This is a genomic window from Culturomica massiliensis (genome assembly GCF_900091655.1).
In the GTDB taxonomy this organism is placed as follows: domain Bacteria; phylum Bacteroidota; class Bacteroidia; order Bacteroidales; family Marinifilaceae; genus Culturomica; species Culturomica massiliensis.
The window spans coordinates 3,265,662-3,291,409 of record NZ_LT594621.1 but is presented as its reverse complement, the minus strand read 5'-3'; the positions used below and the strand labels follow the sequence as shown (position 1 = coordinate 3,291,409).

The window sequence follows — 25,748 nt, the reverse complement described above, 5'->3', positions numbered from 1 at the left end:
GATCAGCTACCGTATCTCTCTCCGATTTCATCGAAAATTCTCCATAATTCTTCTATAGAGTCAGCTTTCAGCATTTCGATCCGCAAGTCCCGGAAATGAGAAAGTCCCTTAAACATAGCCGCCATATGCCGGCGCATATGTAAAATTCCACGTATCTCATCTATCCAGTCGACAGCGAGTAAAATCTGTTCCTTGATAATAGCGATCTGTTCCTGCACAGATAAGTCGGGCAATACTTCCCCGGTTTCAAAATAATGACGAATTTGTTTGAAAATCCAAGGACGGCCTATTGTCGCCCGTCCGATCATCACAGCATCGACACCATACTTATCAAATGCTTCTGCAGCCTTTTGGGGAGTCGTAATATCTCCGTTACCGATAATCGGTATCCGAATACGGGGATTATTCTTAACCCGCGCTATGGGTTCCCAATTCGCTTCTCCCGTATACATCTGAGCCCGTGTACGCCCGTGTATCGCTAAAGCCCGGATGCCGGCATCCTGCAATCGTTCCGCAATATCTTCGATGATAATATGTTCGCTGTCCCAACCCAAACGGGTTTTTGCTGTCACAGGTATCCGGACAGCCTTTACGATCTTTTCCGCCATTTCGATCATCAACGGAATATCCCGCAATAACCCGGCACCGGCACCCTTCTGGGCCACCCGTTTCACCGGACAACCGAAATTCAGATCGATAAAATCGGGATGTACTTCCTCGACAATCTTTGCCGCTTCCACCATAGAATCGACATAACGTCCATATATCTGAATCGTCACGGGACGTTCGCTTTCATCTATCGTCAGCTTTTTTATCGTCTTATGAACAGAACGCACCAAAGCATCGGCAGAAACGAATTCAGAATACAGCCAATCTGCACCGAAATTTTTACAGAACTTCCGGAAAGGAGGATTGGTAATATCTTCCATCGGAGCCAGAATCAAAGGCCTGTCACCTATTTCTTTACCTGCAATTTGCATATCATTACCCTAAATTATATCCTGGAATAAAATGTTAAAGCATCATAAAATCAACTATTTCCGGCTCTCTTCACTTTGATGCCAGACGATTATTCCATAAGTTTGCCGCAAAAATAACATTTAAACTCGTATCCAAGCTATGCTGATTATAAAATTAATGCTGCTTCTGGCAACCCTATTGCCACAAAATAACGGCTGGCAACGTATCCAGACCAAGCAACACATCTCGTTTCTTTTTCCCAACAAGGCCCAGCATATAAAGAACACGACCAAAGGAATTCCGTCCGATATCTATCAAACGAAAGACCTTGCCTGCGTATTCGGTGTCGTTTGCTCCGATTTCTCCAACCAACCCGTTGAAATGAACCAAACCAATGCCGTTGCCTTATACGAACAGCTGAGAAACGGTTCGGTAGACATGGAATCTGCCATCTTAAAAAACGAACAAACCATCCCTTATGAAAATATGCTCATCAAGGAAATTGAATATTCAATAATTAAAGATAAATATGAAATGACATATTTCAAACGTTTTATTTTTAGGGATAAAATGGTATATCAAATTACAATAGGAGGAAAAACACGCCTCCTGGATATTTTAAAAAAGGAGCGGGAAATATTTTTTAATTCAATCTACTTTCCGGAAGACAATCCCACACCAAATTAAAAATAAAAGTAACTTTTCGTTATCTTCGTTCGTCACATTAACGAGATGACACGAACAGAATACAACAATAGTGTAGACAATTTCTCAGACGACGTGTACCGCTTTATTTTTAAAGCCTGCCGTAACAAGGAATTAGCCGAAGATATCGTTCAGGACAGCTACCTGACGTTATGGGAACATGTCCGGGATATAACGTACGAAAAAGCAAAAGCGTTTCTGTTTACCACATCCTATCGCAAAATGATCGATATTTTCCGAAAAGAAAAAAAGAACGGGGACATCGAAAACATCTGTACCGGCCAATATACTTATGAAGAAGAAACACCGGATTTACAGCAGATACTGGAAAAAGCCCTGGATCGCCTGTCTCCGGTCCAAAAAACAGTTGTATTGCTGAGAGACTACGAAGATTATTCCTACAAAGAAATAGCAGAAATTACCAATTTGACCGAAAGTCAGGTAAAAGTATACATTTTCAGAGCACGCAATTTTATGAAAGAATTTATCCGTACCCCGGATTTAGTGATATAAAACCATGATTACCCGCAAAAATTACGAAATATATTTCATTGAATACCTCGACGGTACGCTCTCCGAAGCAAAAGCAGCAGAATTAAAAACATTCCTGCTGCTCAATCCGGATTTGAGTGCATTGCTGGAAGACACAGACAAGGCAAAACTGAAAGCCCCGGTTCTGATTTACCGGAAAAAAAACGTATTGAAAAAAACCGAGATACAGGAATGTCCCGATTACTACGCAATTGCAACAGCCGAAACAGTACTGACACCGGAAGAAAACCAACAACTGGGAAAAAGGAAATCCGATCAGAATTTTCAAAAGCTGGTAAATACCTATCGCCAGTTCAAAGTAAAACCGGACAAAAACATTCGCTTTGAGAAAAAGAAAGCCCTTTACCATAAACCGGCATACGGTAAACTCATCATCCGCATCTCGGCTGCCGCAGCCATTGTAATGCTTATGATTTCAATGGGACGTTTCCTGATTCATCCCCGGCCGGATCAGGAAACCGTTCTTCCCATAGCCGGCAACGCAGTGAAAATAGAGCCGGCAGAGATTATCCGGCATACCCCTGCTCCGTTACCGGTAAAAACAATTGTCTTACCGGTCAGGCTCAGGCCAATATCCCCTTCCGTTTATCAGCAAAAAGAAACCGTCAATCCCGTCTCTTTATCGCCTTCCTTACTGACAAGCGTCAATATAAACGAGCTGCAAAATGAAGAGACACAAACTCCGCAGACTCCGGTTTTAGGCTCGTCCGAAATTGTATTGAACGAATCGGCACAGGAATGGAAAGCTTCGTCTACAAATTTCGAAACAAGAAATATAATTACATCCGTAATTTCAACCGGGAGAAACCTGGCCGAAAGGACAAATAAAAACATCTTGCCTTAAAACAAGCTGTAACAAATCGTTTTGCTCATCCGTCATAGGAAAAAGAATTAACATTAGAAATACAAACAGTATGAAAACTTTTTTATTACTTCTGATCGTGCTATTTGCTCTTGAAAGTTTTGCAGAACCGGCAAGAGACACCGTTATCATTAAAGATTTATGGCAGAAAAAAGATACCACGAAACTGAAAGAAACGCTACGGGAAAATTTACCGGAAGACAACGAAATGAAATTACTGGAAACCAATTCGTCTTCCCCCAAAAACGTTAAAGTCAGAATCGTCCGTAATAAAAATAACACGGTCACCACCGTATACAGCGAATCGGACGAGGAAATCCGGATCCTGGGAAAAAACAGATTTAAACGCAACAACCGCAGTTACAACCGCTATCATCGCAGTTTTAGCGGTCACTGGTGTGGCTTCAATTTCGGCTTCGTCAATTTCGCCGATGCGGATTATTCAAATTATGCAGCCTCGGAAGATGGATTTATGGACTTGGACTATATGAATTCTTTTGTTATGCAATTCAATGTGTTCCAACAGAGTATCAACTTAGTTCCCCGTAACAATTTCGGTATTGTCGTCGGCTTAGGTTTGGAATACCAACGTCTTCGCTTTGACAATAAAAAATGGACCGTAACCGTAAATGACGACAACATACTGGTTCCCCAGGAAATCAACCCGGAATGGAAAGTAAAAAAGAACTCATTTAAAACCCTCTACCTCACCATACCGTTATTGATGGAAGTGCAATTTCCGGCTTTACACAGGAATAAGATGTACGTATCGGCAGGAGTCATGGGTGGCATAAGACTGCATTCCAAAACCAAGATCGTTTATAACAACAGCAATGGAAATAAGAAAAAAGAAAAAGTATCGGACGACTTCAACCTGTTGCCGGTGAAAGCAGATGTAGTGGCGCGTATCGGATACAGAGGCGTTAATGTATGGGGCAGCTACACCCTGACCAATATGTTTAAAGCCGATAAAGGCCCTAAATTACATCCATACAGCGTTGGCCTGGGGATCACATTCTGATGGATTTGCCAATATAAAAGTCACAGGCCCGATCGTCTCCCGACCTTCGACCTGTGACTTTTAATTTACAATTTAAGAAGCTTATTCAGCATTCATAATATCGGTTTGTTTATCGATAGAAGCCTGGTGAATGGCTTTGAATATTTTCTCCATAAAATCATTGTTCAATCCTTTTTCTTCTCCTTTCCGGAATACTTTTTCCAGAATCTTATCCCAACGTCCGGTCTGCAAAATAGCAATGTTATTTTGTTTTTTATAATGTCCGATCTCTTCTGACACCTTCATACGACGGCCAAGAATCTCGATCAATTCATCGTCCAACTCATCTATACGAGCCCGTAATTCATCTATATTCTCTCTGTAATTCATATTTTCCGAATCCGGATCACGAATAATCAGACTGGAGATAATTTCAGTCAGAGCAGCCGGCGTGACCTGCTGGGCGGCATCACTCAATGCGATCTCAGGACAAATATGAGATTCTACGATCAAACCGTCAAATCCTAAATCCATCGCTTGCTGAGAAACCTCACGGATGTATTCCCTTTTTCCGGAAATATGACTCGGGTCACAAATCATCAAAATATCTTTGAAACGACGCTTGATCTCAATGGGTAGCTGCCATTGAGGCATATTCCTATATTTTACTTTATTGTATGTAGAAAATCCCCGGTGAATCACCCCTATCTTTTTCAACCCGGCCATATTCAAGCGCTCCAAGGCACCGATCCACAATTCGACGTCGGGATTGACCGGATTTTTCACCAACACCGGGATATCCGTACCCTTCAATGCATCGGCAATCTCCTGCATAGCAAAAGGATTAGCCGTCGTACGTGCCCCGATCCACAACATATCCACACCAGCTTTCAAAGCTTCGTACACATGTTTTACATTTGCCACTTCCGTCGAAGTTTTCATGCCCAATTCACGTTGTATCCGCCTCATCCACATCAAACCGTCTGCCCCGACTCCTTCAAAACAATTCGGACGGGTCCGGGGCTTCCATATCCCGGCACGTAAAACTTCTATTCCGGCATTTTTTAACGCCTTAGCCGTCTCGAACAATTGTTGTTCACTCTCCGCACTACAAGGTCCGGCAATGATCAACGGTTTTTTCACATCCGAGAAGATACCCCACTCATCTGCCTTGATTAAATCTAATTTAGTTACCATAAATTTTATGTTATTGTGTTTGTTATTTTTACCCCTTAGCGAATAATCCGCTTTATCTTGTTTGCATTGTAAATCAAATTCTTCACGCCTTCCTCATCGTATTCACCGATGTGTTTTTTAAATTCCTGCAATTTCTCAATATAAGTATCCAATACCGTAAGTACATTCTCTTTATTTTGAGAAAATATCGGCGCCCACATATCCGCATTACTCTTTGCCAACCGGACAGTCGAAGAAAAGCCCCCCGATGCCAAATCGAATATATTTTTCTCATTCTTTTCCTTTTCCAACACCGTCAATGCCAAGGCAAAAGAAGATATATGGGAAATATGGGAAACATAAGCCGTATGTACATCATGGTGAGCAGCTCTCATATAGATGATCCGCATATTCAGACAATCGTACATGCTTTTAATCAACTCAACAGCCCTGAAGTCGGAGTCCTCTGCATTACAAATAATACCGGCTCTGCCGTCGAAAAGACCGGGAAGCGCCGCCCAAGGCCCGGAATACTCCGTTCCTGCCATCGGATGGGCCGCCACAAAATTTTTCCGGTTGGGATGATAATGAATGATCTCGTTGATCTTTTCTTTCGTCGAACACACATCCGTCACCACCTGCCTATCCACTTTATCCAGTATCCGGGGAATTAAACGAATGGCAGCACTTACCGGAGTGGCCACAACAATAATATCACTTCCTGAAATACATTCCTCCAAAGAAACAATTTCATCTACCAAACCGATCTCCAAAGCAGCAGTCGCGTGCAAATGATCGTTCTCTACACCGACAATCCGGTCTGCAAATTTTCGTTTTTTCAAGTCAATCGCCATCGACCCTCCGATCAATCCGATTCCAATAATACCTACCTGCATTTTTCTTTTATTTTATAACCGTCAACACCAGGAACCATGGCACAAACCACCAATTCCCAAACTTTTCTTTATCCGTCCGGCCGCTTCTCTTAAAACCGGTTGCTTCGCACAAAGCGATATCCGGATATAACGATCTCCATTACTTCCGAAAATAAATCCGGGAGTAATAAATACCCGGGCCCTTTTCAAAATAAAATCGCTCAATTCCTCTCCGTTTTTCCAGGTATCGCTGACTTTTCCCCACAAAAACATTCCCCCACTGCTTTTATCATAGCTGACCTCCAGCATATCAAAAATATCACCGGCCAGTTTTTTCCGCTCCTGATATTCCTTATTCAACGTAATATACCAACTTGCCGGTTGGGCCAATGCTTTTACTGCAGCCAACTGCAAAGGCTTAAACATACCGGAATCCATATTGCTTTTTACCTTCAATACATTCGCAATCACATCCGCAGCACCGGCAATCATACCGATACGCCAGCCGGCCATATTATGAGCTTTACTCAACGAATTCAATTCGATACAACATTCTTTAGCCCGGTCGACACTCAAAATACTCAAATGTTCCTCATTCAGAATAAAACTGTAAGGATTGTCATTGCAAATCAAAATACGATGCTTCAATCCGAAATCCACCAATTTCCGGTAAAGTTGCAGGTTTGCACGGGCACCGGTCGGCATATTCGGATAATTGACCCACATCATTTTCACTCCGGAAAGATCGCTTTTCTCCAAAGCATCAAAATCAGGCATCCATCCGTTTTCCTCTTTCAAATCAAACGGAACGACTTCCGCTTCAGTCAGTAATGTAGCCGAAGAATATGTCGGATAGCCCGGATCAGGAACCAACACCTTATCTCCTTTATTTAAAAATGCCAAAGAAAGTAATAATATCCCTTCCTTAGAACCTGTAAGCGGCTGAATCTCATGATCCGCATCCAATTCCACCTGATAATACTTCCGGTACCAGTCAGCAAAAGCCATCCGCATATCCCGAAGCCCTTTATAGCTTTGATAGGCATGATTATCCGGATTCTGAGCACCATGAACAAGCGCATCAACGACATCCGCAGCCGGAGCCATATCCGGAGAGCCTATACCCAGATTAATTACTTTTTCCCCCTGACGATTCATTTCGTCAATTTCCTGAAGCTTACGCGAAAAATAGTATTCATTTACACTATTAGTTCTATTTGCTGGCTGAATAATCATATGGATTTATTTTTAATTTTTATACGTATCGGACATCAACAACAACTCTTATATTCGCCCATAATCTTTACATCTTCTACCAAGGGATTTACAGCATTCATTGCTTCCCGGTAATGTGCATAATCGTCGAATTTGAGATCGACATAAAAGAAATACTGCCACTCTTTTCCCGGAATAGGCAAAGACTGTATTTTAGTCAGATTCAGATCATAAAAGGCAAAAATGGAAAGAATCTGAGACAAACGCCCTTTTTTGTGGGGGATTGTAAAACAAATGGACGATTTATTGATATCATTTTCAACAACTTCAATACGATCATCCACTATCAGGAAACGAGTGAAATTTTGCTTGTGGGTTTCGATACTTTCCTGCAACACTTCCAGTCCGAATAATTCCGCTGCCAAAACAGAAGCTATCGCTCCCGTATGCATCCGGCCTTCCCGGGCGATATCCGCAGCACTCTTAGCCGTATCTTCGGATTCTATCAGGCGGATATGCGGAAATTGCTTAAAAAACTCCCGGGTTTGGGCTATGGCCATATAATGCGAATGTACTTCCCGGATATCTTCTATCCGCTGTCCGGGCAATGCCATCAGATTCTGCTGAATCCGGAGAAACACCTCCCCCTTGATTTGCTTTCCGTATTTATGCAACAAAGCATAATTAGGCAAAAGTCCGCCGGCAACCGTATTTTCGATCGCCATAACAGCCCCCTCAGCCTCCTTTCTTTCCAACCCCACGAACAAATCTTCAAAATTCAGACATTCCAATACATCTATATCATCTCCGTAATACAAGCGGGCTGCCTGCTCGTGAAAACATCCGTGTACCCCCTGGATAGCAATTTTCTTTTTCATTCTTAAGTAATTATTCAAAATTAATTGTACATTTCAAGACTTTAAGTATCTGTATACAAATAGTCAACGAAAATATTAAATTAAGTCAACGGACTTATTTACTGTTTTATGCGTGTTCCAAATAAAAACCCCCGGTGTTCTGCCGGGGGTCATATAAATTTTATTCCATGAGTTGAAGACAAATATATACGCCTACCGGCTACTCTTGATACAATAAAAGTAGAAATAATAATACCGGTTGCTAAATCGAAAAAAATTCATCTCAAAACTGAATTAAAAAAGCCCTGAATCATCAGGGCTCCGTTATATTTTATTCAAAAAAAAAATCCATACCAAAGCCCTTTACCTTCTGCTAAAAAAGTAATAATAAAAATAATATGCAAAAGAAAAAGACTTCATACTTCTCTGTTCATTACAGGCACAAATATACAAACAAATCTTTTCCCTCCCAGATTTTCCCCCATTATTTTTACAAATAATATAATTTCAAACAAAATAAACAGTCTTCGTTGAAAATAAAACATCACTTAAACCACATTTGACTGAAATAAGTACCTTGATTTCCACCTCCGACAGAACCATCTGTAGTAAAATAACTTTTATACATAGCATTACTCCAATTTCTATTAATGGTAACCGTTACATCCCCCCAGTTTCCACCTCCCTTACTACCACAAGGTAAACCTGTAATACAAGCATTGTTGTAATTCATAAAATAATAGGCATCGCAACAACTCTCCGAGGTCCCCTGGACACTAGTTATTTTCTGATAAGTACTTACGGATGCCAAAGCGACAAAGCGAGCGTAGTCAGTTACCCGGTTTTTATAATGACGGGCATTATGTCCCGGGAATCCGTGCCACCCGGCAGAAATCTGATCAAACCGGGTCCACCCCCCGTTTGCCATATCACAATAAGCAACATAGGGCTGAATTCCACCGAAGCCATCCGGATCTATCAAATAATTTCCATTCGTCCGCATGCCGGAATCATAATAATCTTTGCAAGAACGACATAAATATTTAGCCCGTTTCATATAGACTCTATCCGGAAACTCCTCGCAAATCAAACTCGCCGTAAAATGACATTCTACCAGATCATTCTCGGCTACAATGTCCTTAAACGTAATCTTTCCTGTCTTCTCATCAATTGCTATTCTCTCACATTCGTCCTCGACTAAATGCCACTCCTGCGGATCATCTCCGGTCCAACGATGAGCCAATACATAAGCATTTTCCATAAACATGTAACTTTCCGAAATACCCTCAAAAGGATCTATTGTTTGCGGAAGTGCTAAAATTTCAAGTCGTCTCGACCAATTACATTGTTTATTTTGAGATTCAACCGACAAATCGACATAATAAATTCCATTGGGCCAATTATCTCCGACTTTTAAATCAGAAGTCACAACTTTATAGCTGCTATGAAAATCATCTTCCTCATTGGGCATCTTCGTACTGTCCGTATCGATAATTTTCCATTTGAAATAAGAAGGTAATGGCGTAGTTGCCACAAAACCTTTAATTTCCTGACAGGGGATCAAAGTATCCTGTAAACGATTCATTTTAAAACCATGTCCTACGACCAACGCGACAACACCACTCTCTCCGCTACCTGTCGGAGTTGCCAGGCAACGCTTATACCGGTATTCCATTGCGGTTCCAAAAGGTACATTTAAAGTCAGCCCGACCAAGGTCAGATCTTTATGAGATTCACCCTTTATCCGCTCCCAGGTTTTACCGTAATCCTTGCTGCAATACCAACTGTAAAGATTATTAAAACGGGTCTCACTAACACTACCTGTTATAGTATATTCTGTCGCACTACAAACCGTATCACGAATAATCACACTCCCGGAAGAAAGACCATTTTCAAGAGTTAAAGAAGAAGATTCCGCTTCCGGCAATCTACCTAATCCCAGTCGAATCCCAACAGTCGGCTTCCGATCCGCCAATGAAGAAAAGTATCCGATAGCATTACGTCGATCAGAAACAGCAAGTTCTTCTATTCCGGCATAACTACCTCCCCTTACACCGAAAGCCATAGAATCCTGTGGCCAATAATACAAAGGGACATCTGTATTTCCATCAATATCCAAACCGCCATCACCTTGTTTTCGTCCATCCAACTGACGTCCGTATATGTCACAGTTATAATAAATTTCAGCAAGATTACCGCTCAAATCCTCTACTCCCCAATAACTGATTCCACACTCTGTACGATCTCTGGTATTCCGTAAAAATGAACCGGAACGGACAGGACCTTCTATCAAATTTTCAGCATTTACATTGCCGCTATTTAAGTATTCAGAGACTTTACCCGCATTTTTCAATCCTGTTCCCCCCGTGATATTTGTTCCTCCTGTTGCAATTTCGCCTGCCTTAGGGACATAAGGATAAGGAGCACGAGCCATTTTTTCGTATTCCAATTCACTCAGCGGACGTAACCCACACCAATCTGCATAGGCAAGCATATCCGCAGGAGTAAGAAAGTTACAAGCGATTGTTTGTCCGTCGTCATCGCTATTAGGTAAATTTAACGGATTGAGATCACAGGCAAAAACATACGAATCGTCAGATTTTTCTCTTTGTTTATATAAAATAATGCCGTTACGACAGGAAGGTCGAGTACGATCGGTTCCGAAAATATAATCTCCCTCTTTCAAAGCGTCTAAAATTCCCCCAATCGTCCGTGCATACTGGGAAGAACAGTCCAACTTATTCAAAAAAGATACATATTGTTCTTGTGTCAACTCATATTTCATAACAAAAAAACCCCGATATCCATTTGGATAATTTTCTGGAAGATTATGCTCCGTTTCATCGATTAACACCGGCCCCGGATCATCTAAAACCATTTCCGACATTGCGACATTATTTATCCGGATCATATTGTCAACAACCGCACTTTCAGCCTCAGGTATCCGAATTCTATAATACCGGTAAGCAGCAGGTTCTTCGATCTTAATAGCTCCTGCAATGGGATAAGATTGGGAAGCTGTACCCCAAAATGCCGACCCGCCACTCCAAAGCTCTGTCCAAGTCAGAGCATCAGAAGAAGCTTCCAAATACCATATTCCATCAGGAACCGCTCGTCCTTTATCCAATAACCGATATTCCCCGGATACACCGAAATAACAAATTTTACGGGCTGTTTTAAAATCGACCTGCCATACTGCCGGTGCGATTCCAGACCAAGCGATTTTATCCGGTTGCAGTGCGATATTCTTACGGTCAGCAGCATTCACCGCCAAATTAGAATTTGACGATGCAGTATAAGTAAAACCACTATTACTCCCGATAATATCATCTTCAGCAGGAATTCCACCCAAACTAGTAGAATTAAACGTATTTACAGAATATCTATCCCCCAAATAGAATGGAGCAGTAGGTATATACACCATCTCAATTCCTTCAAAAGCAAAAAAAATCTGTTGAGAATGGAACATCTCCTCCGTCAATAATTTCTCCGAATTTCCATTCAGTTTCCAGCGTAAACGCAATTTCACATTTGTATCACCTTGCCCCTCTTTATTCCGGTATACAAAAAAACCGACAGAGCGGATATCTGCATCATACCCCTCATTTTCAATCACAACACTATTTTCTTCTAAATAAATGCTATTCCACTTTCCTTCATCTTTCAATTTAAATTTACCAAAAACATATACGGCATCATAATTAAAAACATTACACCACGAATTCTCCCACAACAAATTCAACTCAACGGTCGCTGTAACCCCATCAACAGAAAGGATAACGGCATCACTCTTAACTCTTAAATTACTGGCGAATAATACAGACGGATATATAATAACAATACTAAATAACAGGATTACTTTTTTCATAATTACCACTACAATAATACACAGAGCAAAAGTAAGTTATATTTGACCATTTTCATTGTACGTCTTCATATAATTCATATCGAATCTTTTTTCAGGTATGTCATTTTCACGGTTCTCTCCTTTTTATTTTCTAACTTTGTCCAGTAATCCAAAAATATAAATTTCATGCCTGACAAAAATGTACTTTTTCTTTTAGATGCTTACGCATTGATATACAGATCCTATTACGCCTTTATCAACAATCCACGGATTACGACAAGCGGCATAAATACTTCAGCGACTTTCGGTTTTTGTAATTTCTTATTGGAATTGCTTGAACAAGAAAAGCCGACACATATTGCCGTTGTTTTCGATCCGGAAGGTCCGACATTTCGCCATGAAATGTATCCGCAGTATAAGGCCCAACGCCCAAAAATGCCGGAAGATCTGAAAAAATCAATTCCTTATATCAAAAATATCATCAAAGGATTAGGGATCAAATGCGTCGAAGTTCCGGGTTTTGAAGCTGACGATGTCATCGGTACTCTGGCTTGCAAAGGAGAAAAAGAAGGATATACAGTGTATATGATCACCCCGGATAAAGACTATGCACAATTAGTCAGTGAAAAAATATTCATGTATAAGCCCGGCCGTTCAGGCAATAAATCGGAAGTATGGGGGATCCCGGAGGTATTGGATCATTTCGGAATAGAAAAAGTATGTCAGGTTGTCGATATTCTGGGCTTAATGGGAGATACAGCCGACAATGTTCCGGGATGTTCGGGCATCGGTCCCAAAAGCGCAGCTTCTTTGGTCTATAAATACGGCGATATAGACGGTATTTATGCGCATATCGACGAATTGAAAGGCAAGCAGAGGGAGAATCTCCTCAATTGCCAACCGACAGTACATTTGTCCAGAACCCTTGTTACAATCAATTCCGAGGTTCCTACCGACTATTCTGCCAGCGATCTGGAGAAAGAACATATCGACACTCAAATTCTGGAACCGATATTCAAAGAACTGGAATTGTTCTCTCTTTCGCGACGACTTTTTGCGACAGAAATGGCTGAAGACGAAGCAACGGAAAAACTGACGGACGTAGAGACAGAATACCGAAACCGGACAGCGGATATAGACGAATTATTAAGCGAATTGCAACAAGCCCCGGAATTTGTATTTCATGCCGTTTTCCAAACAGGCAACATATACACTTCCTATCCGGCATGGCTTTGTTTTTCGACAAAAACACATTGTGTAAATTTCATCAAATTACCGGTCAATTTCTCTGAAACCGAAAAAATCCTGAAAAAATTCTGCCCATTACTGGAAGACAACAGCAAAATTTTAATATCCCCGGATGTAAAAGACGACATAATCTGGCTGAAGCGGGCAGGCATAACACTGAAAAACCAGATATTCGACATAAAAATCGCTCATTACGTCCTGCATCCCGACATGTCACACGATCTGGCACGTATAGCCTTACAATACCTGAACTATACATTGACGGAAGCAAAGCCCGAAAACCAACAGCTCAGCCTGTTTTTCGAAGACGAAGCCAAAGAAGACCGGAATTTTGCTGAAAAAGCGGACGTATTATTCCAGTTAAAAGAAAAACTGAATACGGCATTAATGGAAACGGGACTCATCCGTCTGTTTAATGAAATCGAAATGCCGCTGGTGTCTGTATTGGCGGACATGGAATTTGAAGGGGTAAGCATCGATACGCAAGCTTTACAGGAAATATCGACCGACTTAAAACAACGGATCGATATTGTCGAAAAAGAAATATACGACCTGGCAGGACATCCTTTTAACATCAGCTCGCCCAAACAACTGGGCGAAGTACTTTTCGACGAAATGAACGTCGACGGAGGCAATAAAAAAACCAAAACCGGTCAATACAGCACTTCCGAACAAGTGCTTGCCAAATTGGAAAACGAACATCCGATCGTTTCCAAAATACTCGATTACAGAGGCCTGAAGAAACTTTTAACGACCTATGCCGAAGCCTTACCGACATACATTGATCCCGGAACCGGCAAAATACATACTCATTTCAATCAGGCAGAAGCTGCAACAGGCAGGCTAAGCAGTTTAAACCCCAATCTGCAAAACATTCCGATACGTACCGAAGAAGGACGTAAAATCCGGAAAGCCTTCGTCACCGGAAATCCGGACTATCTGTTTTTTTCTGCCGACTATTCCCAGGTCGAATTACGCCTGATGGCACATCTTAGCCAGACGCAGGAACTGATAGATGCCTTCCGGCACAACGAAGACGTTCACACGGCCACTGCCGCAAAAATCTTCCACGTTCCGGTAAACGAAGTCACACCCGAAATGAGAAGAAGAGCTAAAACGGCTAATTTCGGCATTATTTACGGGATTTCTGCCTGGGGACTCGCCGAACGTTTGCACATCAGCCGAAAAGAAGGGAAAGAATTAATCGACGGCTATTTCGAACTTTATCCGGGAGTCAAAAAATACATGGAAGAATCGGTAGAAAAAGCACGTAAAAAAGAATACGTCGAAACAATCATGGGCAGAAGACGGTATTTACGGGACATCAACTCGAGAAATGCCGTCATCCGGGGTATGGCCGAACGCAATGCCGTAAACGCACCGATACAGGGTTCTGCGGCAGACATTATTAAACTCGCCATGATCCATATTCAAGCCCAATTACAAAAAAGAGGGATGAAATCCAAAATGATTCTTCAGGTACACGACGAATTGAACTTCAAATGTCACAAAGACGAACAGGAAGCCTTGAAAAACCTGGTCAGGGAATGTATGGAAAACGTAGTGCAACTCTCCGTACCCCTGACCGTCAGTTGCGGATTCGGGAACAACTGGTACGAAGCCCACTAAAAGAAAAGGGAAATGTCTGCTTGGCATTTCCCTTTTCTTCTACCGGATAAGCATCACACTGCCTTCCGTCTTACCTCCGTCATTATTCCAGACGGAACCGTCAATAAAGGTTGCACTCACCTTCCAGGTGTAATTTCCCTTCGGGACAGGAGCACCGTTAAAGGTTCCGTCCCAGTATTCGGCCGGATGGCCGTTTTCCACTTTATCGGAACTCCATACACATCCACCCCAGGCATCGTATATCTGAATCTTATAGGTATGCAATCCGACACCCTTAGGCTGAAAACGGGCTATTCCCCTGTAATCTCCGCCTTCTCCCATATTGTCGTCGGGCATCCCCGGTGCAAATGCCGTCGGAATAAACAATCCTTTTACGGCCGATACGGAAATCCGATCCGAAACACTATCCACGCAACCATATTGAGTAATCCCTTTCAACACCACCTCATACACCCCGTTATTCCGGAAACGATGATACGGGGATTCCTGTGTCACAACAGCCGAATTATCTCCGAAATCCCAGACATAACGCAATGAATCGCCCCATGTTTTCGGGAAAACATCCGATAAATTCGTAAACCGGACCCCTCCGTTATCTATTTCAGGCAATTCCGTATTTCCGGGAATATCTCCCGGCACAGAATTATCCTTATCCCAGGAAAAATCAACAGTCGGCAAAGGATAAACCGTTACGGTCTCCGTTTTTTCAGATACACAACCTTCCGCATTATTAGCTACAATCCTTATCGTATATACTCCCTCACCTTCATAAAGATAGTCAAAACTGCTTTCTGTCATGATATTTCCATCTCCCATATCCCATCTTGCGCCTTCTCCGTACAAAGACGTACTTTCAAAATGTACCGGAGTTGCATCACAGATTTCATGAGGCGTAACACTGAAATCGGCTTTTACCAGACGGGAAGATACGACATCTTTGACAAAGACATCCGGACAACGGGTCGCATTGTTATAAGCCGTCAATTTTATCTGTATTTTCCCGAATTCAGGAGCAGGTGTCAATATTTCCGGCTGAAACAATCTTGAAAACAAAGTGCCGTTATAGGACCACTCGAAAGAATTCTTTTCCGGTTCCGGGGTACGGTTATCCAAACCAATTTGAATCACACCGTCATCCGTACAGAACAACGTATCGGATACAATAAATCCGGCAACCGGCGTTTCCAATGTCATTACCGATACAGAATCCGAACCCACACATCCCGCGCCGGAAGTAACCTTCAGCAATACCTTATATTCTCCCGGCAATTCAAACACAACCCCATCCACATCATTACTTGCAGCGGTGACTCCGTTACGGAAATCCCAATATACCTGTTCGGCAGGATCGTTTGTTTCTTCTCCCTGAAACACCCGGATAAAACGAACCGTATCCGGGGCACATCCCCGGGCAGCCGGTTCCACACGAATTCCAGCCCCAGGCGTTTTATGGATCACGACAGAACTTACTTTTTCTACCGGACAATATCCTTCCGATAAAGCATTCGCTTTTAATGTCACCCGATACGAGCCGGCATTTTTAAACACATGAACAACGGAATCCTTGTTCGTAATAATCGGACTACCATCCCCAAAATCCCAACGGAATCCTGAAAAATGCTCCCGCCACTCCGGTTTTACACTCAATGCAGTCTCCCTGTCGGAACACAATACATCTCCGGGAATGCTGAAATCCAGTTTATCATTTCCCAAAACCGTAATTACCTGGGATATTGAATCCGAATTACATTTATCTTTTACCGTTAACGTTATTTTATATTCTCCCGGCTTTGTAAACCGATGCTCCACCAGCGAATCCGAAATGGAATTCGATTGATAAGCCACACCCGGCTCCAACGTCCACAAAGCCTCATACCGGGCATTTCCAAACCCGAACGAACGGTTCAAGAATCCCCAATTTTGTCCGAAACATTTAGCATAGGCCGGATCATCACTGATTCCTATCCGGGCTTTAACCTGTAAAGGATATACTTTCAAATCGGTATATGCCGTGTCTTCCTGACAGGCATTCCCGACAATCAACCGGATCGGATAAGTCAATACCACCGTCGAATCATTGGTAAAACGATGTCCGATAATTTCAGGATTCCCTTCCTCTATATTCTGCCATTCATCCGAATCCCCCCAATTGATCTTTGCATAAGTCCAAACCCCTTCCGTCGTATTTTCAACATAACGAACAATCTGACGGCAATCTTCCGTTTCGGGCACAATATTCAAGCCGGCTTTCAGCAAAGCCCCCACAACCACATTTTCCCTCCTGGAGCGAACGCATCCGTTAGCATAATGAGAAGTCAGCATCACCGGATAAATACCGGCTTTTTCATAACGATGGGTAAGCATTGCTCCGCTTTCCGGCAAAGAACCGTCAGCAAAATCCCAGACATAATTTCCGGCAGGCACATCCGTTGAAAATACCAATTCCATACCGGGACACCGCGGTTCGGAAACCGTAAATAATCCCGGCACCGGAGCCGGACGGATTTGAACAACAACCTCCTCCGTCCTGGTGATATGACAGCCATACTTAGCACCGGCAACAATCTGCAAACGCACCTCTCCGTTTCCCTCTCCGGGAAGATAATACTCATCTGTCAACCGGCCATCCCCCGAAACGACATGCCAGGAAACCACTTCACTATCGGTACCCACAGCTATCTGTTCCAGTCTCACAGAATCTCCCTGACATACAAAAGGCACAGACTCCAAAATATCAATTTCCGGAACCTCTCTGAAAGAAATGTTTACAGAATCACCGGTAGGCTCGTCCGCACAAACACCGGGGGCATATACTTCTGCAACAATACCAAAGTCATTCCGGCTTACATCGGCAGCCGTCAAAGTATAAACGATACTTTCAGTCTCTTTATCCGTCGTCAGAAAAGGAGTTGCAGTTCCGAAAATTTTCCAGTCGATACGATCGATATTTTCCCGCATTTTCAAAAAAGCAACAGGAATCGTTATTTCCATGCCGGCTTCAGGACATAACACCTGATCTGCCAAAGCGATTTCAGGCAAAACTGTCCTGGTAAATGCTCTGGTCAACACTTCTTCAGGACATCCCTCGGAAGCTTTTACCGTAAGGGTTACACTACCGGAAACAAAATCTTCTTTCCCCTGAATACGAGGCATAAGATTACCGTCTACAATCGAAATATCTGCACCGACAGCGCTCCATTCCAAACCGGAATAATCGACCAAATTCAATGTATGCCGGTCGATATCGGTCCAACGTTCTCCGCAAAGTCCGGGAATTGCAAATTCACCGGTAATCATTTGTCTTTGCTTATACAACACAACCGTATCTTTTACCTGCCAATCCATATACCGGCAAGCGCCTAAATCCACGGAAACAAGGACAGTATCCGACTCTCCCGCATTTTTATTGAAATGATAAATCTGAGACGGCAATAAATTCCGGTCGTTAAAATACAAATGCCCCGTCATGTATTCCGGTCGTTGCAAACGAACTCCCCAATGGTCAATAATATTTTCAACCTGCACTTCTGCCGGGCATAATGTATCCTGTTTCCGCTCTATCGAAAGGCCCGGGTTATGATAGGTCTTGAAATAATCGGAAACCAGACTCTCTTTTCTGAAATCGGCACCGGCAACCGTACCGTCGTAAAAAGTACAAGTTTTACGGGTAACGATTTTCAAGCGATGATCGCCTCCGTTACCGGAAACATAATAATAAGATGAATCCCCGTTAAAACTACCGTCAACACCTTCTTTTTCCCATTCAAAAACGGTATAGCGATCGGCGACTTCATAATTGAACATTGAGGTCGTTTCAACCGAATCTCCCGCACAAAGATTCATCATCGTTCTGGCATGAGGCTGTACGTTTACCAGATCGATCATCTCTATATTTCCCGAATATGCATCCGGACAACCGGGTAAACCGATCATCTTAATTCTGGTCTTTACCTGAAAATTACGTCCGAAATCCAAATCCCACATACCGAAATTGAGGATGGAATCCCTTTCGACAAAAGCATCGTTACTCAATCCGGTTTTTTCAATGACCAACCGCTGATAATTATCACAGGTAAAGAAATCCGGAGCGATCCGGTTGACATTGATCTGACGCTCCTTTGCAATTAAAGTATCTCTATTGAGCGCCCATGTCAAAGCCGCATTTATCTTCAGATAAACCGTATCTTTCAACATACCGTCGGCATAATCCAGTTCAATTTTTACCGTATCTCCGCTCCCGACTCTTTTCCCCGGTTCCGGCGTATAAACCACACCAAATCCCCGGTCCGGCTCGATACGTCCCCAGCCCTCCCCGGTATTCAACAACTTCCATTTCAGATTCGTCTCCTCGATAAAATAGCCGTATGCTTTCCCCCATAAAGGGCAGGGAGAATCGTCACAAACAGCCCATTTTCCCCCGTATATTTTCGGTAAAGAACTATAAACAATCAGAGAGTCTCTCAATATCTCACCTCCGCAATAAGAGGAACTGACTTGAGCTTCCAGATAAAATACCAAAGAATCTGCCTTCAGGTCCTCTCCGGACAAAACAAAACTGTTTCCGTCAAAATGCCCTGTCAAATCAGCCCGTTTACTCCATACAAAAGTAGCCTCATCCACATATTTCGAATCGATATAACCATCCATTCGGGTAAAATCATACCTACCGGGAGCAGTATCATCCAGGGTATCTGTTTTCATAATACGCAAATAGGGCTTCTGTAATATAAGCTTACGGGAAAGTTCCAGTACACAGCTATTCTCCACATCCGTTTCCGAATGATAAGCCCGATACGTCATTTTTAAGGAATCCGGGAAATCCGTCGTCACCACCAACTGATAATCGCTCGGAATATCTTTTTTATCCAGAAGGAAGGAAGACGCATCCGCATTCGCCGAGCCGACCTTTAAATCCACTTTCACCCCGGGTTCTGCCGGAAAAGTCATAGCAAGCGGATCCCACACAGGATAGTTTCCCGTACCGATCACACAAAATGTATCCCGCTCTTTTAAAACGGAGAAAACAGGTTCCGCCTTCGGAATAAAAATCAACGAATCTCTTATATAACACCCTTTCGACAGACTCAACTTCACATACAACGTATCGTTCATTCCGGGAGTAAAAGTCAGGGCAGACGGTAAAGCCGACGCTTTCTGCCAATCCGGATCCGACTGCCGCCATTGCCATTCGGCCCAACGATAACCGGTAGCGGCCTCACTGAACAAATCTGACACCGTTACTTCCGTCTGACGATCACAATAGCGAAGACTATCGGCAAATTTAAAGCCATCGGGAGACAAGCCGATATAGACAGTATCTATCAATATCTGCATGCAACCGTCGGGAGACAGGCCGTGCCGAAGTATAATCTTTTCTTCCGCAATACCCACAAAATCCCAGCGACGGGTCCATGACAAATGCTCCTGTGTTTCTTCTACAGGCCGGTCTATTGGTCTGAAATCCTGATTCAACCTCGTATAAATCGTCTCGATATAATAAGACTCCGGAATGGTTCCGGCTAATTTATATTCATAATCTGTTCCGGAACAAAGCGTATCGTTATCCTCCAGTCCGTTGCGCAACAACCGGACATCCGGCTTGATAAACGTATAAAAACCGAGAGACTGACTATCGCTCCAACCACAATAATTCCGGGCTTTTACTTCGATATAATTGAGATTTTCCGTCACACTGTCAAAACGGTAAATCTGTAAATCGCCCTCCCGAAAAATCATCGTATCCAAAGGCCCGAGTCCTTTCTTAAACACAAAAGCAATAGAATCGACCGACAAATTATTGGAATCGATAGCTGCCTGAAAATCCTGTAAAACATAACTGAACGTATCACAACGGGATGCACGTCCTCCGCGGAACACAATATCGTAAGAACTGATCAGACTATCGACCAGGGCACCTCCGGCCAAAGTCGGGATACCTCCCTGACAAACCGTAAATACGTCCTGTGAAGTCCCGCACACGTTATGCTCCCGGGTAAATTTGATTTCAAAAACCCCGGCTTCTCTGATCTTCAGATTCACTTTAGACGAATCACAAGCTTCCGGATAGCTCACCTCAGCGTCTGCTTTAAACATCTGTTGCGAAACCAGTTCATAACCCACCGGTTCGGACACATCGTCTGTCCCGGACCGGGTAACTTCAATCTTATATTCCGGCCATCTTTCAAATTTTATTCGCCGGGCGGGGTCCGACAAAGTAATTACCGGATTGTCTTTTATACAAAGCTGATCCGTTACACAGGCCAAAGGCAGGTCCAGCCCATTTTCATACACTTCGATCGGCCGTTTTTGCATACTTTCAAATACAGAATCCGTTTCTAAAGTATCCCGGCCGCAAAAATTCTCCGCAATAATTTTTATTTTATAATATCCCGGAGCATTAAAAATCAATCTTGCAGAATCGACGACCGTCTTATCGTGGGTGACCGGAATCTCTTCCCACACCGGATTTACCGGTTCTTCCGCCCTGTAAAAGGTAAACTTCATCTGCGCCCCGACCATATAAGAAGGAAAGCCCTGCCAGTCCATATACATGTTATTGTATATCTTATCACATACAAACGCCTCGTTTCCCGTACAAATCCTTATCGGCTCCTCGGCCTCGTAATCGTAATTAAAAATTTCCGACAATTTGGGTTTGTCGTATATATACAAAGGGGTAAAATCTGTATTGTTAAACAAGAAATAAGCGGAAAACTGATCCGAACAAACCATGCGGAACCCCACCGATAAATCATACTGCCCTACAGGCTTTCTCATAATCAGCATCCAGACATCGGGCATATTCGTCGTATCGGCAACAAACAGGGTATCTTTTCTAGCTGCAGCCGCACTTACCAATTCGGAAGAAATATTGCAAGTCAGTGTATACTTTGTATGCGGAGGATTTGCCTCCGTACCTTTCAGCTTTATCCAAAACGTATCCTGCTCATACTCCATACAACGATTCTTCGGCTCCCTGTTCAATACCTCAACCTCACATTTCTGTAAATCCTGATTAAATTCTTTCTGGTAAAAAGTAAGCGGAGGATAGGCCAATGAAGAAGTCAACGTCACTTTCAAATCGAAAATTCCGGCACGACCATACGTATGCTCCACTTGCAGATCGTCCCCGTTAAAAACAAGTATTCCGGAAGAAGTAGCGTCTCCCCAATCTATCTCCAACTGGTCGTAACCCAACGGCATATCTGCCTGTAAAAATTTAAACACTAACTCATGCTGTGTCGTAACCCCTTCCCAATAATGGTAATTGACGAACCAAACGGTGTCGTCTTTCTCACTCCACCGGGCCTGCCATTGCTGATAACCGATCGTATCCGTCCATACTTCTTCAGCCACACGTTGCCCCCAGGCAAAATTCAAGCATACAAACACACAGAGCACACAGAAAAGTCCCCTTTTCATTATTACATTTTTATACATACATATACCTTACCCAATATAAAGTAGGGTAAAAGTACATATTATTCTAAAAAAATATTAAATATTGCTGTTTTTTTTCTATCATTGCAGCAATTTAGGTTGTATGGCATGAAAGGGACCTGGGAAAACAAAATAATATGCTTCTGTATTTTCTTTTTTGGGTCAGGATTTTCTCTCCTGGCACAAGATTATAATTTCTCCCAATTTTGGGAAAACCGGACATATTACAATCCGGCTTATGTCGGATTGCATGAAGGGGAATTAAACAGCTTGCTGACTTACCGGAAACTTTGGCCGAAATTTGACGGGAACTTTTCTACCGTTTTCTTTTCCGCCGATCTGAAAACATACAACAACTATGGTTTCGGTCTGACATTTATTTCCGGGGATGAAGGCGGAGGATTTATAAAATCGACATCGGCAGGACTTTCATACTCCTGGAGAGGCTATTTCAACAAAGAAAAAAATATCTTTTTCCAATTGGGAATTCGCGGAAGTTATAACCATGAAAAACTGAATTTCAACAAATACATCTTTTCCGGACAGTTACACGAAATATATGGAAATATATTTCCTCAACCGGATTTACAAGGCATAGAAAAAAAGCAAAATTACTGGGATTTCAGTACAGGAGCCCTGGTTTGTATCCCCTGGCAACGCCACTACCAGGAATTCATGACCAATTACATCGGATTTTCCGTAAGCCACTTCACCCGCCCAAAAGACAATTTCATTGAAGACGATTATAAACTCCCCATAAAAGTCAGTTTCCAATGGAACGGATTCCTTCGTACTTCCTTACGCAGCCTCGATAAAAAAAGCTATTTGTATCTTTGTCCGGGATTAATATTCGAAAATCAGGGCGATAAGTTGTTATCTTCCTCTTCTTTCAATAATTTTGTCGTCGGAAGTGACCTGACAACCGACCCGTTATTTGCGGGAATATGGTATAGTTCCCAATTGTTAAACAACTCGGATGAAAACTATAAAGCTCTGATTTTCAAATTCGGAGTAAAATTGAATTCCGAAAAGAAGAACTTTCAATATCGTTTGGCCTACACCTACGATATGTCCTTGGGAAACCTGACAAAGAATACGGAAGGGTCACATGAAATCAGTATAAATGTCGTATACAGGTTTAATGCGAAATACAGATACAACATATATTCATTCTGACCCTGCATTTGCAGAGGCAAATCCCTGTCAGATCATTCAGGAAAAAAAAGACTCGGTAGAATATATCCCTCTGAAATCTTACAACCCCATCATCCCGTTAAACAATACCCGCCACACAACGGGATGTTTGATTTATACCATTCTGTTTCTGATCGTTTTCGCTTTTTTGCGAATCCGCGGAAAAGGGTTGCTTTCCTTACTATTTCAGGTCATATTGAAAAAAAAGAAATACGAAATCATTCTGAATGACGGCATTATACCTAATTTGGTTTATTATATACTGGCATTGGTATTGTCTTTTTCAGCAATAGCAATCGGAGTCACATACATCATAAATCAGGAAGTCGATTTCGAGTATGCCTTCTATATTTTCGGTATACTGCTTTTTTACCACATCGGCATACTCTGCATCGTACGATTTATTTCCTGGACATTCAATGCACATTATGCAGGAGAAGAAGTCATTGTCAATTTATGGGTGTATCACATATGGGCGGGTTTTTTGATCTCGCCGTTCATTATTGCACTCTTTTTCGTCAAAATTTTTGCTATCCCCTTATTATTAAAAATCATTACAATCTGTTTAGCATTGTTTTATCTTGTTAAATTTATCCGGTGGGTCGAAATATTATTTGTCTACAGGGTTTCAATTTTCTATATGATTTTGTACCTTTGTGCCCTTGAAGTTATACCTGTGCTTATCCTGTATAAGTTATTGGCGTATTAACACAAGTGAGTATTAATATTTAAAACTTACAGCTTTGAAGATCAAAAAAGTACTCGTTTCACAACCTAAACCGACCACTGAAAAATCTCCTTATTTTGATTTAGCAGAAAAATACAACCTGAAACTGGAATTCAGGCCTTTTATAAAAATCGAAGGAGTAACAGCTAAAGAGTTCAGACAGGAAAAAATCAATATTCTGGACCATACAGCCATTATATTCACAAGCCGGACCGCAATCGATCACTTTTTCAGAATTTGCGGAGAATTACGTATCACGGTTCCAGATACGATGAAATACTTTTGTATATCAGAAGCCACAGCATTTTATTTACAAAAATACATTGTTTACCGGAAACGGAAAATCTTCTACGGGGATAAAAAAGTAGATGATATGACCAAAATTCTGTTGAAACACAAGACAGAAAATTTCCTGGTCCCTCTCTCTGATATTCATAAAGAAAATATTCCGGGACTTCTCGATCAGTTGCACCTGAAATACACAAAAGCAATTTTATACAAAACGGTCGCAAGTGATTTAAGTGATATTAAAGATCTCAAAGAATACGACATTGTTGCATTCTACACTCCGGCCGGAATTAATTCTTTGTTTCAAAATTTTCCGGATTTCGTGCAGGATACGACGATTATTGCAGCATTCGGTCCGGCAACGGCAGAAGCTGTTGAAGCAGCAGGCTTGCGTCTCGATATTCAGGCCCCTACCATCAAATGCCCTTCTATGACAATGGCAATAGAAGAGTTCATCAAGAAATACAACAAGGAAAACAAAATAAAATAAAGGAAGCCGGATAAACCCGGCCTCCTTTTATTTCTATGAATACATTCTGCAAATCTGAACGTTTATGCAATAAAATTCTGTTTGAAGAATTATTGACTTCAGATTTCAGTTTTGTAAGTTATCCTTTCCGGGTAATCGCTAAAAAATCCTCTCAACCGGGAGAAATTCCGGCACGCATAGCCATCAGTATCAGTAAAAAGAAATTCAAACGGGCTGTCAAAAGAAACCGGCTGAAACGACTGACCCGGGAGGCCTATCGTCTGCATAAAACCTCCGCTTTCGAAAACCGGCTTTTTCCTACGCTGGATATTCTTTTTATTTACCTGGACCATACGGAATGGAAATATACAAAAATTGAAAAAGCGATCCGGAATTCATTGCAAAAAATCACACAGCATTTCGACAATGCTTCCTGCCATGAATGAAATTTATAAATATATCAGGCATTTTGTCATATATTTATTGTTGATACCCATTCGTTTCTATCAACATTGCATTTCTCCGCTAAAACCACCGACCTGCCGCTACACCCCTACCTGCTCCCAATATGCCATTGAAGCTTTACGCAAACACGGTCCGATAAAAGGCTTATGGCTGGCGTTGAAAAGAATACTTTCGTGTCATCCGTGGGGAGGAAGCGGTTATGACCCTGTCCCCTGACAGAAAAATAAAAAACTTCTTTA

17 protein-coding genes are annotated in these 25,748 nt (G+C 42.2%); 10 read left to right on the top strand and 7 right to left on the bottom strand.

All coding sequences use genetic code 11. The annotated features are described in order from the left end of the window. Positions 1-2: 2 nt before the first annotated feature. Complete coding sequence (dusB, locus tag BN8908_RS14715) at positions 3-980, bottom strand: tRNA dihydrouridine synthase DusB (RefSeq protein WP_021987758.1); 978 nt, start codon at positions 978-980, stop codon at positions 3-5. A gap of 139 nt (positions 981-1,119) precedes the next feature. Between dusB and BN8908_RS14710 the strand changes: the two genes are divergently transcribed. From BN8908_RS14710 to BN8908_RS14695, 4 genes are all read left to right on the top strand, one after another. Continuing rightward, a complete protein-coding gene (locus BN8908_RS14710; RefSeq protein WP_021987757.1) occupies positions 1,120-1,647 on the top strand; it encodes a hypothetical protein in 528 nt (175 codons plus the stop codon). A gap of 45 nt (positions 1,648-1,692) precedes the next feature. Next, complete coding sequence (locus BN8908_RS14705) at positions 1,693-2,178, top strand: RNA polymerase sigma factor (RefSeq protein WP_068691416.1); 486 nt, start codon at positions 1,693-1,695, stop codon at positions 2,176-2,178. Positions 2,179-2,182: 4 nt separating this feature from the next. Further along, a complete protein-coding gene (locus BN8908_RS14700) occupies positions 2,183-3,061 on the top strand; it encodes a hypothetical protein (RefSeq protein ID WP_021987755.1) in 879 nt (292 codons plus the stop codon). A 70-nt stretch (positions 3,062-3,131) separates the two neighbouring features. Further along, on the top strand, positions 3,132-4,100 hold the full coding sequence (locus BN8908_RS14695) for an outer membrane beta-barrel protein (RefSeq protein ID WP_021987754.1): 969 nt from the start codon (positions 3,132-3,134) through the stop codon (positions 4,098-4,100). 81 nt (positions 4,101-4,181) lie between these two features. Here BN8908_RS14695 and BN8908_RS14690 read toward each other — a convergent pair whose 3' ends face one another. The 5 genes from BN8908_RS14690 to BN8908_RS14670 form a co-directional block, all read right to left on the bottom strand. After that, entirely contained in the window at positions 4,182-5,276 is a 1,095-nt protein-coding gene (locus BN8908_RS14690) for a bifunctional 3-deoxy-7-phosphoheptulonate synthase/chorismate mutase type II (RefSeq protein WP_021987753.1), read from the bottom strand. A 35-nt stretch (positions 5,277-5,311) separates the two neighbouring features. Further along, positions 5,312-6,151 (bottom strand): prephenate dehydrogenase, encoded by an 840-nt coding sequence (locus BN8908_RS14685; RefSeq protein ID WP_021987752.1) that lies wholly within the window; start codon positions 6,149-6,151, stop codon positions 5,312-5,314. 21 nt (positions 6,152-6,172) lie between these two features. Continuing rightward, the gene (locus BN8908_RS14680) at positions 6,173-7,366 is read right to left on the bottom strand and encodes a pyridoxal phosphate-dependent aminotransferase (protein ID WP_068691415.1); all 1,194 of its coding nucleotides are present in this window, start codon (positions 7,364-7,366) and stop codon (positions 6,173-6,175) included. A gap of 35 nt (positions 7,367-7,401) precedes the next feature. Beyond that, a complete protein-coding gene (locus BN8908_RS14675; RefSeq protein ID WP_021987750.1) occupies positions 7,402-8,223 on the bottom strand; it encodes a prephenate dehydratase in 822 nt (273 codons plus the stop codon). Between the two features lie 523 nt (positions 8,224-8,746). Continuing rightward, complete coding sequence (locus BN8908_RS14670) at positions 8,747-12,070, bottom strand: fibrinogen-like YCDxxxxGGGW domain-containing protein (protein WP_068691413.1); 3,324 nt, start codon at positions 12,068-12,070, stop codon at positions 8,747-8,749. A 165-nt stretch (positions 12,071-12,235) separates the two neighbouring features. On the opposite strand from BN8908_RS14670, the gene polA reads away from it, so the two are divergent. Further along, entirely contained in the window at positions 12,236-14,926 is a 2,691-nt protein-coding gene (gene polA / locus BN8908_RS14665) for a DNA polymerase I (RefSeq protein WP_021987748.1), read from the top strand. Positions 14,927-14,965: 39 nt separating this feature from the next. Here polA and BN8908_RS14660 read toward each other — a convergent pair whose 3' ends face one another. Further along, a complete protein-coding gene (locus BN8908_RS14660) occupies positions 14,966-22,348 on the bottom strand; it encodes a PKD domain-containing protein (RefSeq protein ID WP_068691411.1) in 7,383 nt (2,460 codons plus the stop codon). A 126-nt stretch (positions 22,349-22,474) separates the two neighbouring features. Between BN8908_RS14660 and BN8908_RS14655 the strand changes: the two genes are divergently transcribed. From BN8908_RS14655 to yidD, 5 genes are read left to right on the top strand one after another with little or no spacing between them, the layout of a single operon-like run. Next, positions 22,475-23,542 carry a PorP/SprF family type IX secretion system membrane protein gene (locus BN8908_RS14655; RefSeq protein WP_021987746.1) on the top strand — a complete coding sequence of 356 codons (1,068 nt, stop codon included), beginning with the start codon at positions 22,475-22,477 and terminating at the stop codon, positions 23,540-23,542. Then, positions 23,508-24,269, top strand: a complete 762-nt coding sequence (locus BN8908_RS14650; RefSeq protein ID WP_068691409.1) for a DUF4271 domain-containing protein — start codon at positions 23,508-23,510, stop codon at positions 24,267-24,269. Before BN8908_RS14655 ends, BN8908_RS14650 begins: the two co-directional genes overlap by 35 nt. Positions 24,270-24,303: 34 nt before the next feature. Continuing rightward, positions 24,304-25,065 (top strand): uroporphyrinogen-III synthase, encoded by a 762-nt coding sequence (locus tag BN8908_RS14645; RefSeq protein ID WP_021987744.1) that lies wholly within the window; start codon positions 24,304-24,306, stop codon positions 25,063-25,065. Between the two features lie 35 nt (positions 25,066-25,100). After that, entirely contained in the window at positions 25,101-25,490 is a 390-nt protein-coding gene (rnpA, locus tag BN8908_RS14640) for a ribonuclease P protein component (RefSeq protein WP_021987743.1), read from the top strand. Beyond that, complete coding sequence (yidD, locus tag BN8908_RS18280; RefSeq protein ID WP_118774012.1) at positions 25,483-25,725, top strand: membrane protein insertion efficiency factor YidD; 243 nt, start codon at positions 25,483-25,485, stop codon at positions 25,723-25,725. Before rnpA ends, yidD begins: the two co-directional genes overlap by 8 nt. Positions 25,726-25,748: the final 23 nt, after the last annotated feature.

What these genes read in the sequence shown, in the direction of transcription:
- dusB (WP_021987758.1), bottom strand. Translation starts at nt 980, where the DNA reads ATGCAAATTGCAGGTAAAGAAATAGGTGACAGGCCTTTGATTCTGGCT.
- BN8908_RS14710 (WP_021987757.1), top strand. Translation starts at nt 1,120, where the DNA reads ATGCTGATTATAAAATTAATGCTGCTTCTGGCAACCCTATTGCCACAA.
- BN8908_RS14705 (WP_068691416.1), top strand. Translation starts at nt 1,693, where the DNA reads ATGACACGAACAGAATACAACAATAGTGTAGACAATTTCTCAGACGAC.
- BN8908_RS14700 (WP_021987755.1), top strand. Translation starts at nt 2,183, where the DNA reads ATGATTACCCGCAAAAATTACGAAATATATTTCATTGAATACCTCGAC.
- BN8908_RS14695 (WP_021987754.1), top strand. Translation starts at nt 3,132, where the DNA reads ATGAAAACTTTTTTATTACTTCTGATCGTGCTATTTGCTCTTGAAAGT.
- BN8908_RS14690 (WP_021987753.1), bottom strand. Translation starts at nt 5,276, where the DNA reads ATGGTAACTAAATTAGATTTAATCAAGGCAGATGAGTGGGGTATCTTC.
- BN8908_RS14685 (WP_021987752.1), bottom strand. Translation starts at nt 6,151, where the DNA reads ATGCAGGTAGGTATTATTGGAATCGGATTGATCGGAGGGTCGATGGCG.
- BN8908_RS14680 (WP_068691415.1), bottom strand. Translation starts at nt 7,366, where the DNA reads ATGATTATTCAGCCAGCAAATAGAACTAATAGTGTAAATGAATACTAT.
- BN8908_RS14675 (WP_021987750.1), bottom strand. Translation starts at nt 8,223, where the DNA reads ATGAAAAAGAAAATTGCTATCCAGGGGGTACACGGATGTTTTCACGAG.
- BN8908_RS14670 (WP_068691413.1), bottom strand. Translation starts at nt 12,070, where the DNA reads ATGAAAAAAGTAATCCTGTTATTTAGTATTGTTATTATATATCCGTCT.
- polA (WP_021987748.1), top strand. Translation starts at nt 12,236, where the DNA reads ATGCCTGACAAAAATGTACTTTTTCTTTTAGATGCTTACGCATTGATA.
- BN8908_RS14660 (WP_068691411.1), bottom strand. Translation starts at nt 22,348, where the DNA reads ATGAAAAGGGGACTTTTCTGTGTGCTCTGTGTGTTTGTATGCTTGAAT.
- BN8908_RS14655 (WP_021987746.1), top strand. Translation starts at nt 22,475, where the DNA reads ATGAAAGGGACCTGGGAAAACAAAATAATATGCTTCTGTATTTTCTTT.
- BN8908_RS14650 (WP_068691409.1), top strand. Translation starts at nt 23,508, where the DNA reads ATGCGAAATACAGATACAACATATATTCATTCTGACCCTGCATTTGCA.
- rnpA (WP_021987743.1), top strand. Translation starts at nt 25,101, where the DNA reads ATGAATACATTCTGCAAATCTGAACGTTTATGCAATAAAATTCTGTTT.
- yidD (WP_118774012.1), top strand. Translation starts at nt 25,483, where the DNA reads ATGAATGAAATTTATAAATATATCAGGCATTTTGTCATATATTTATTG.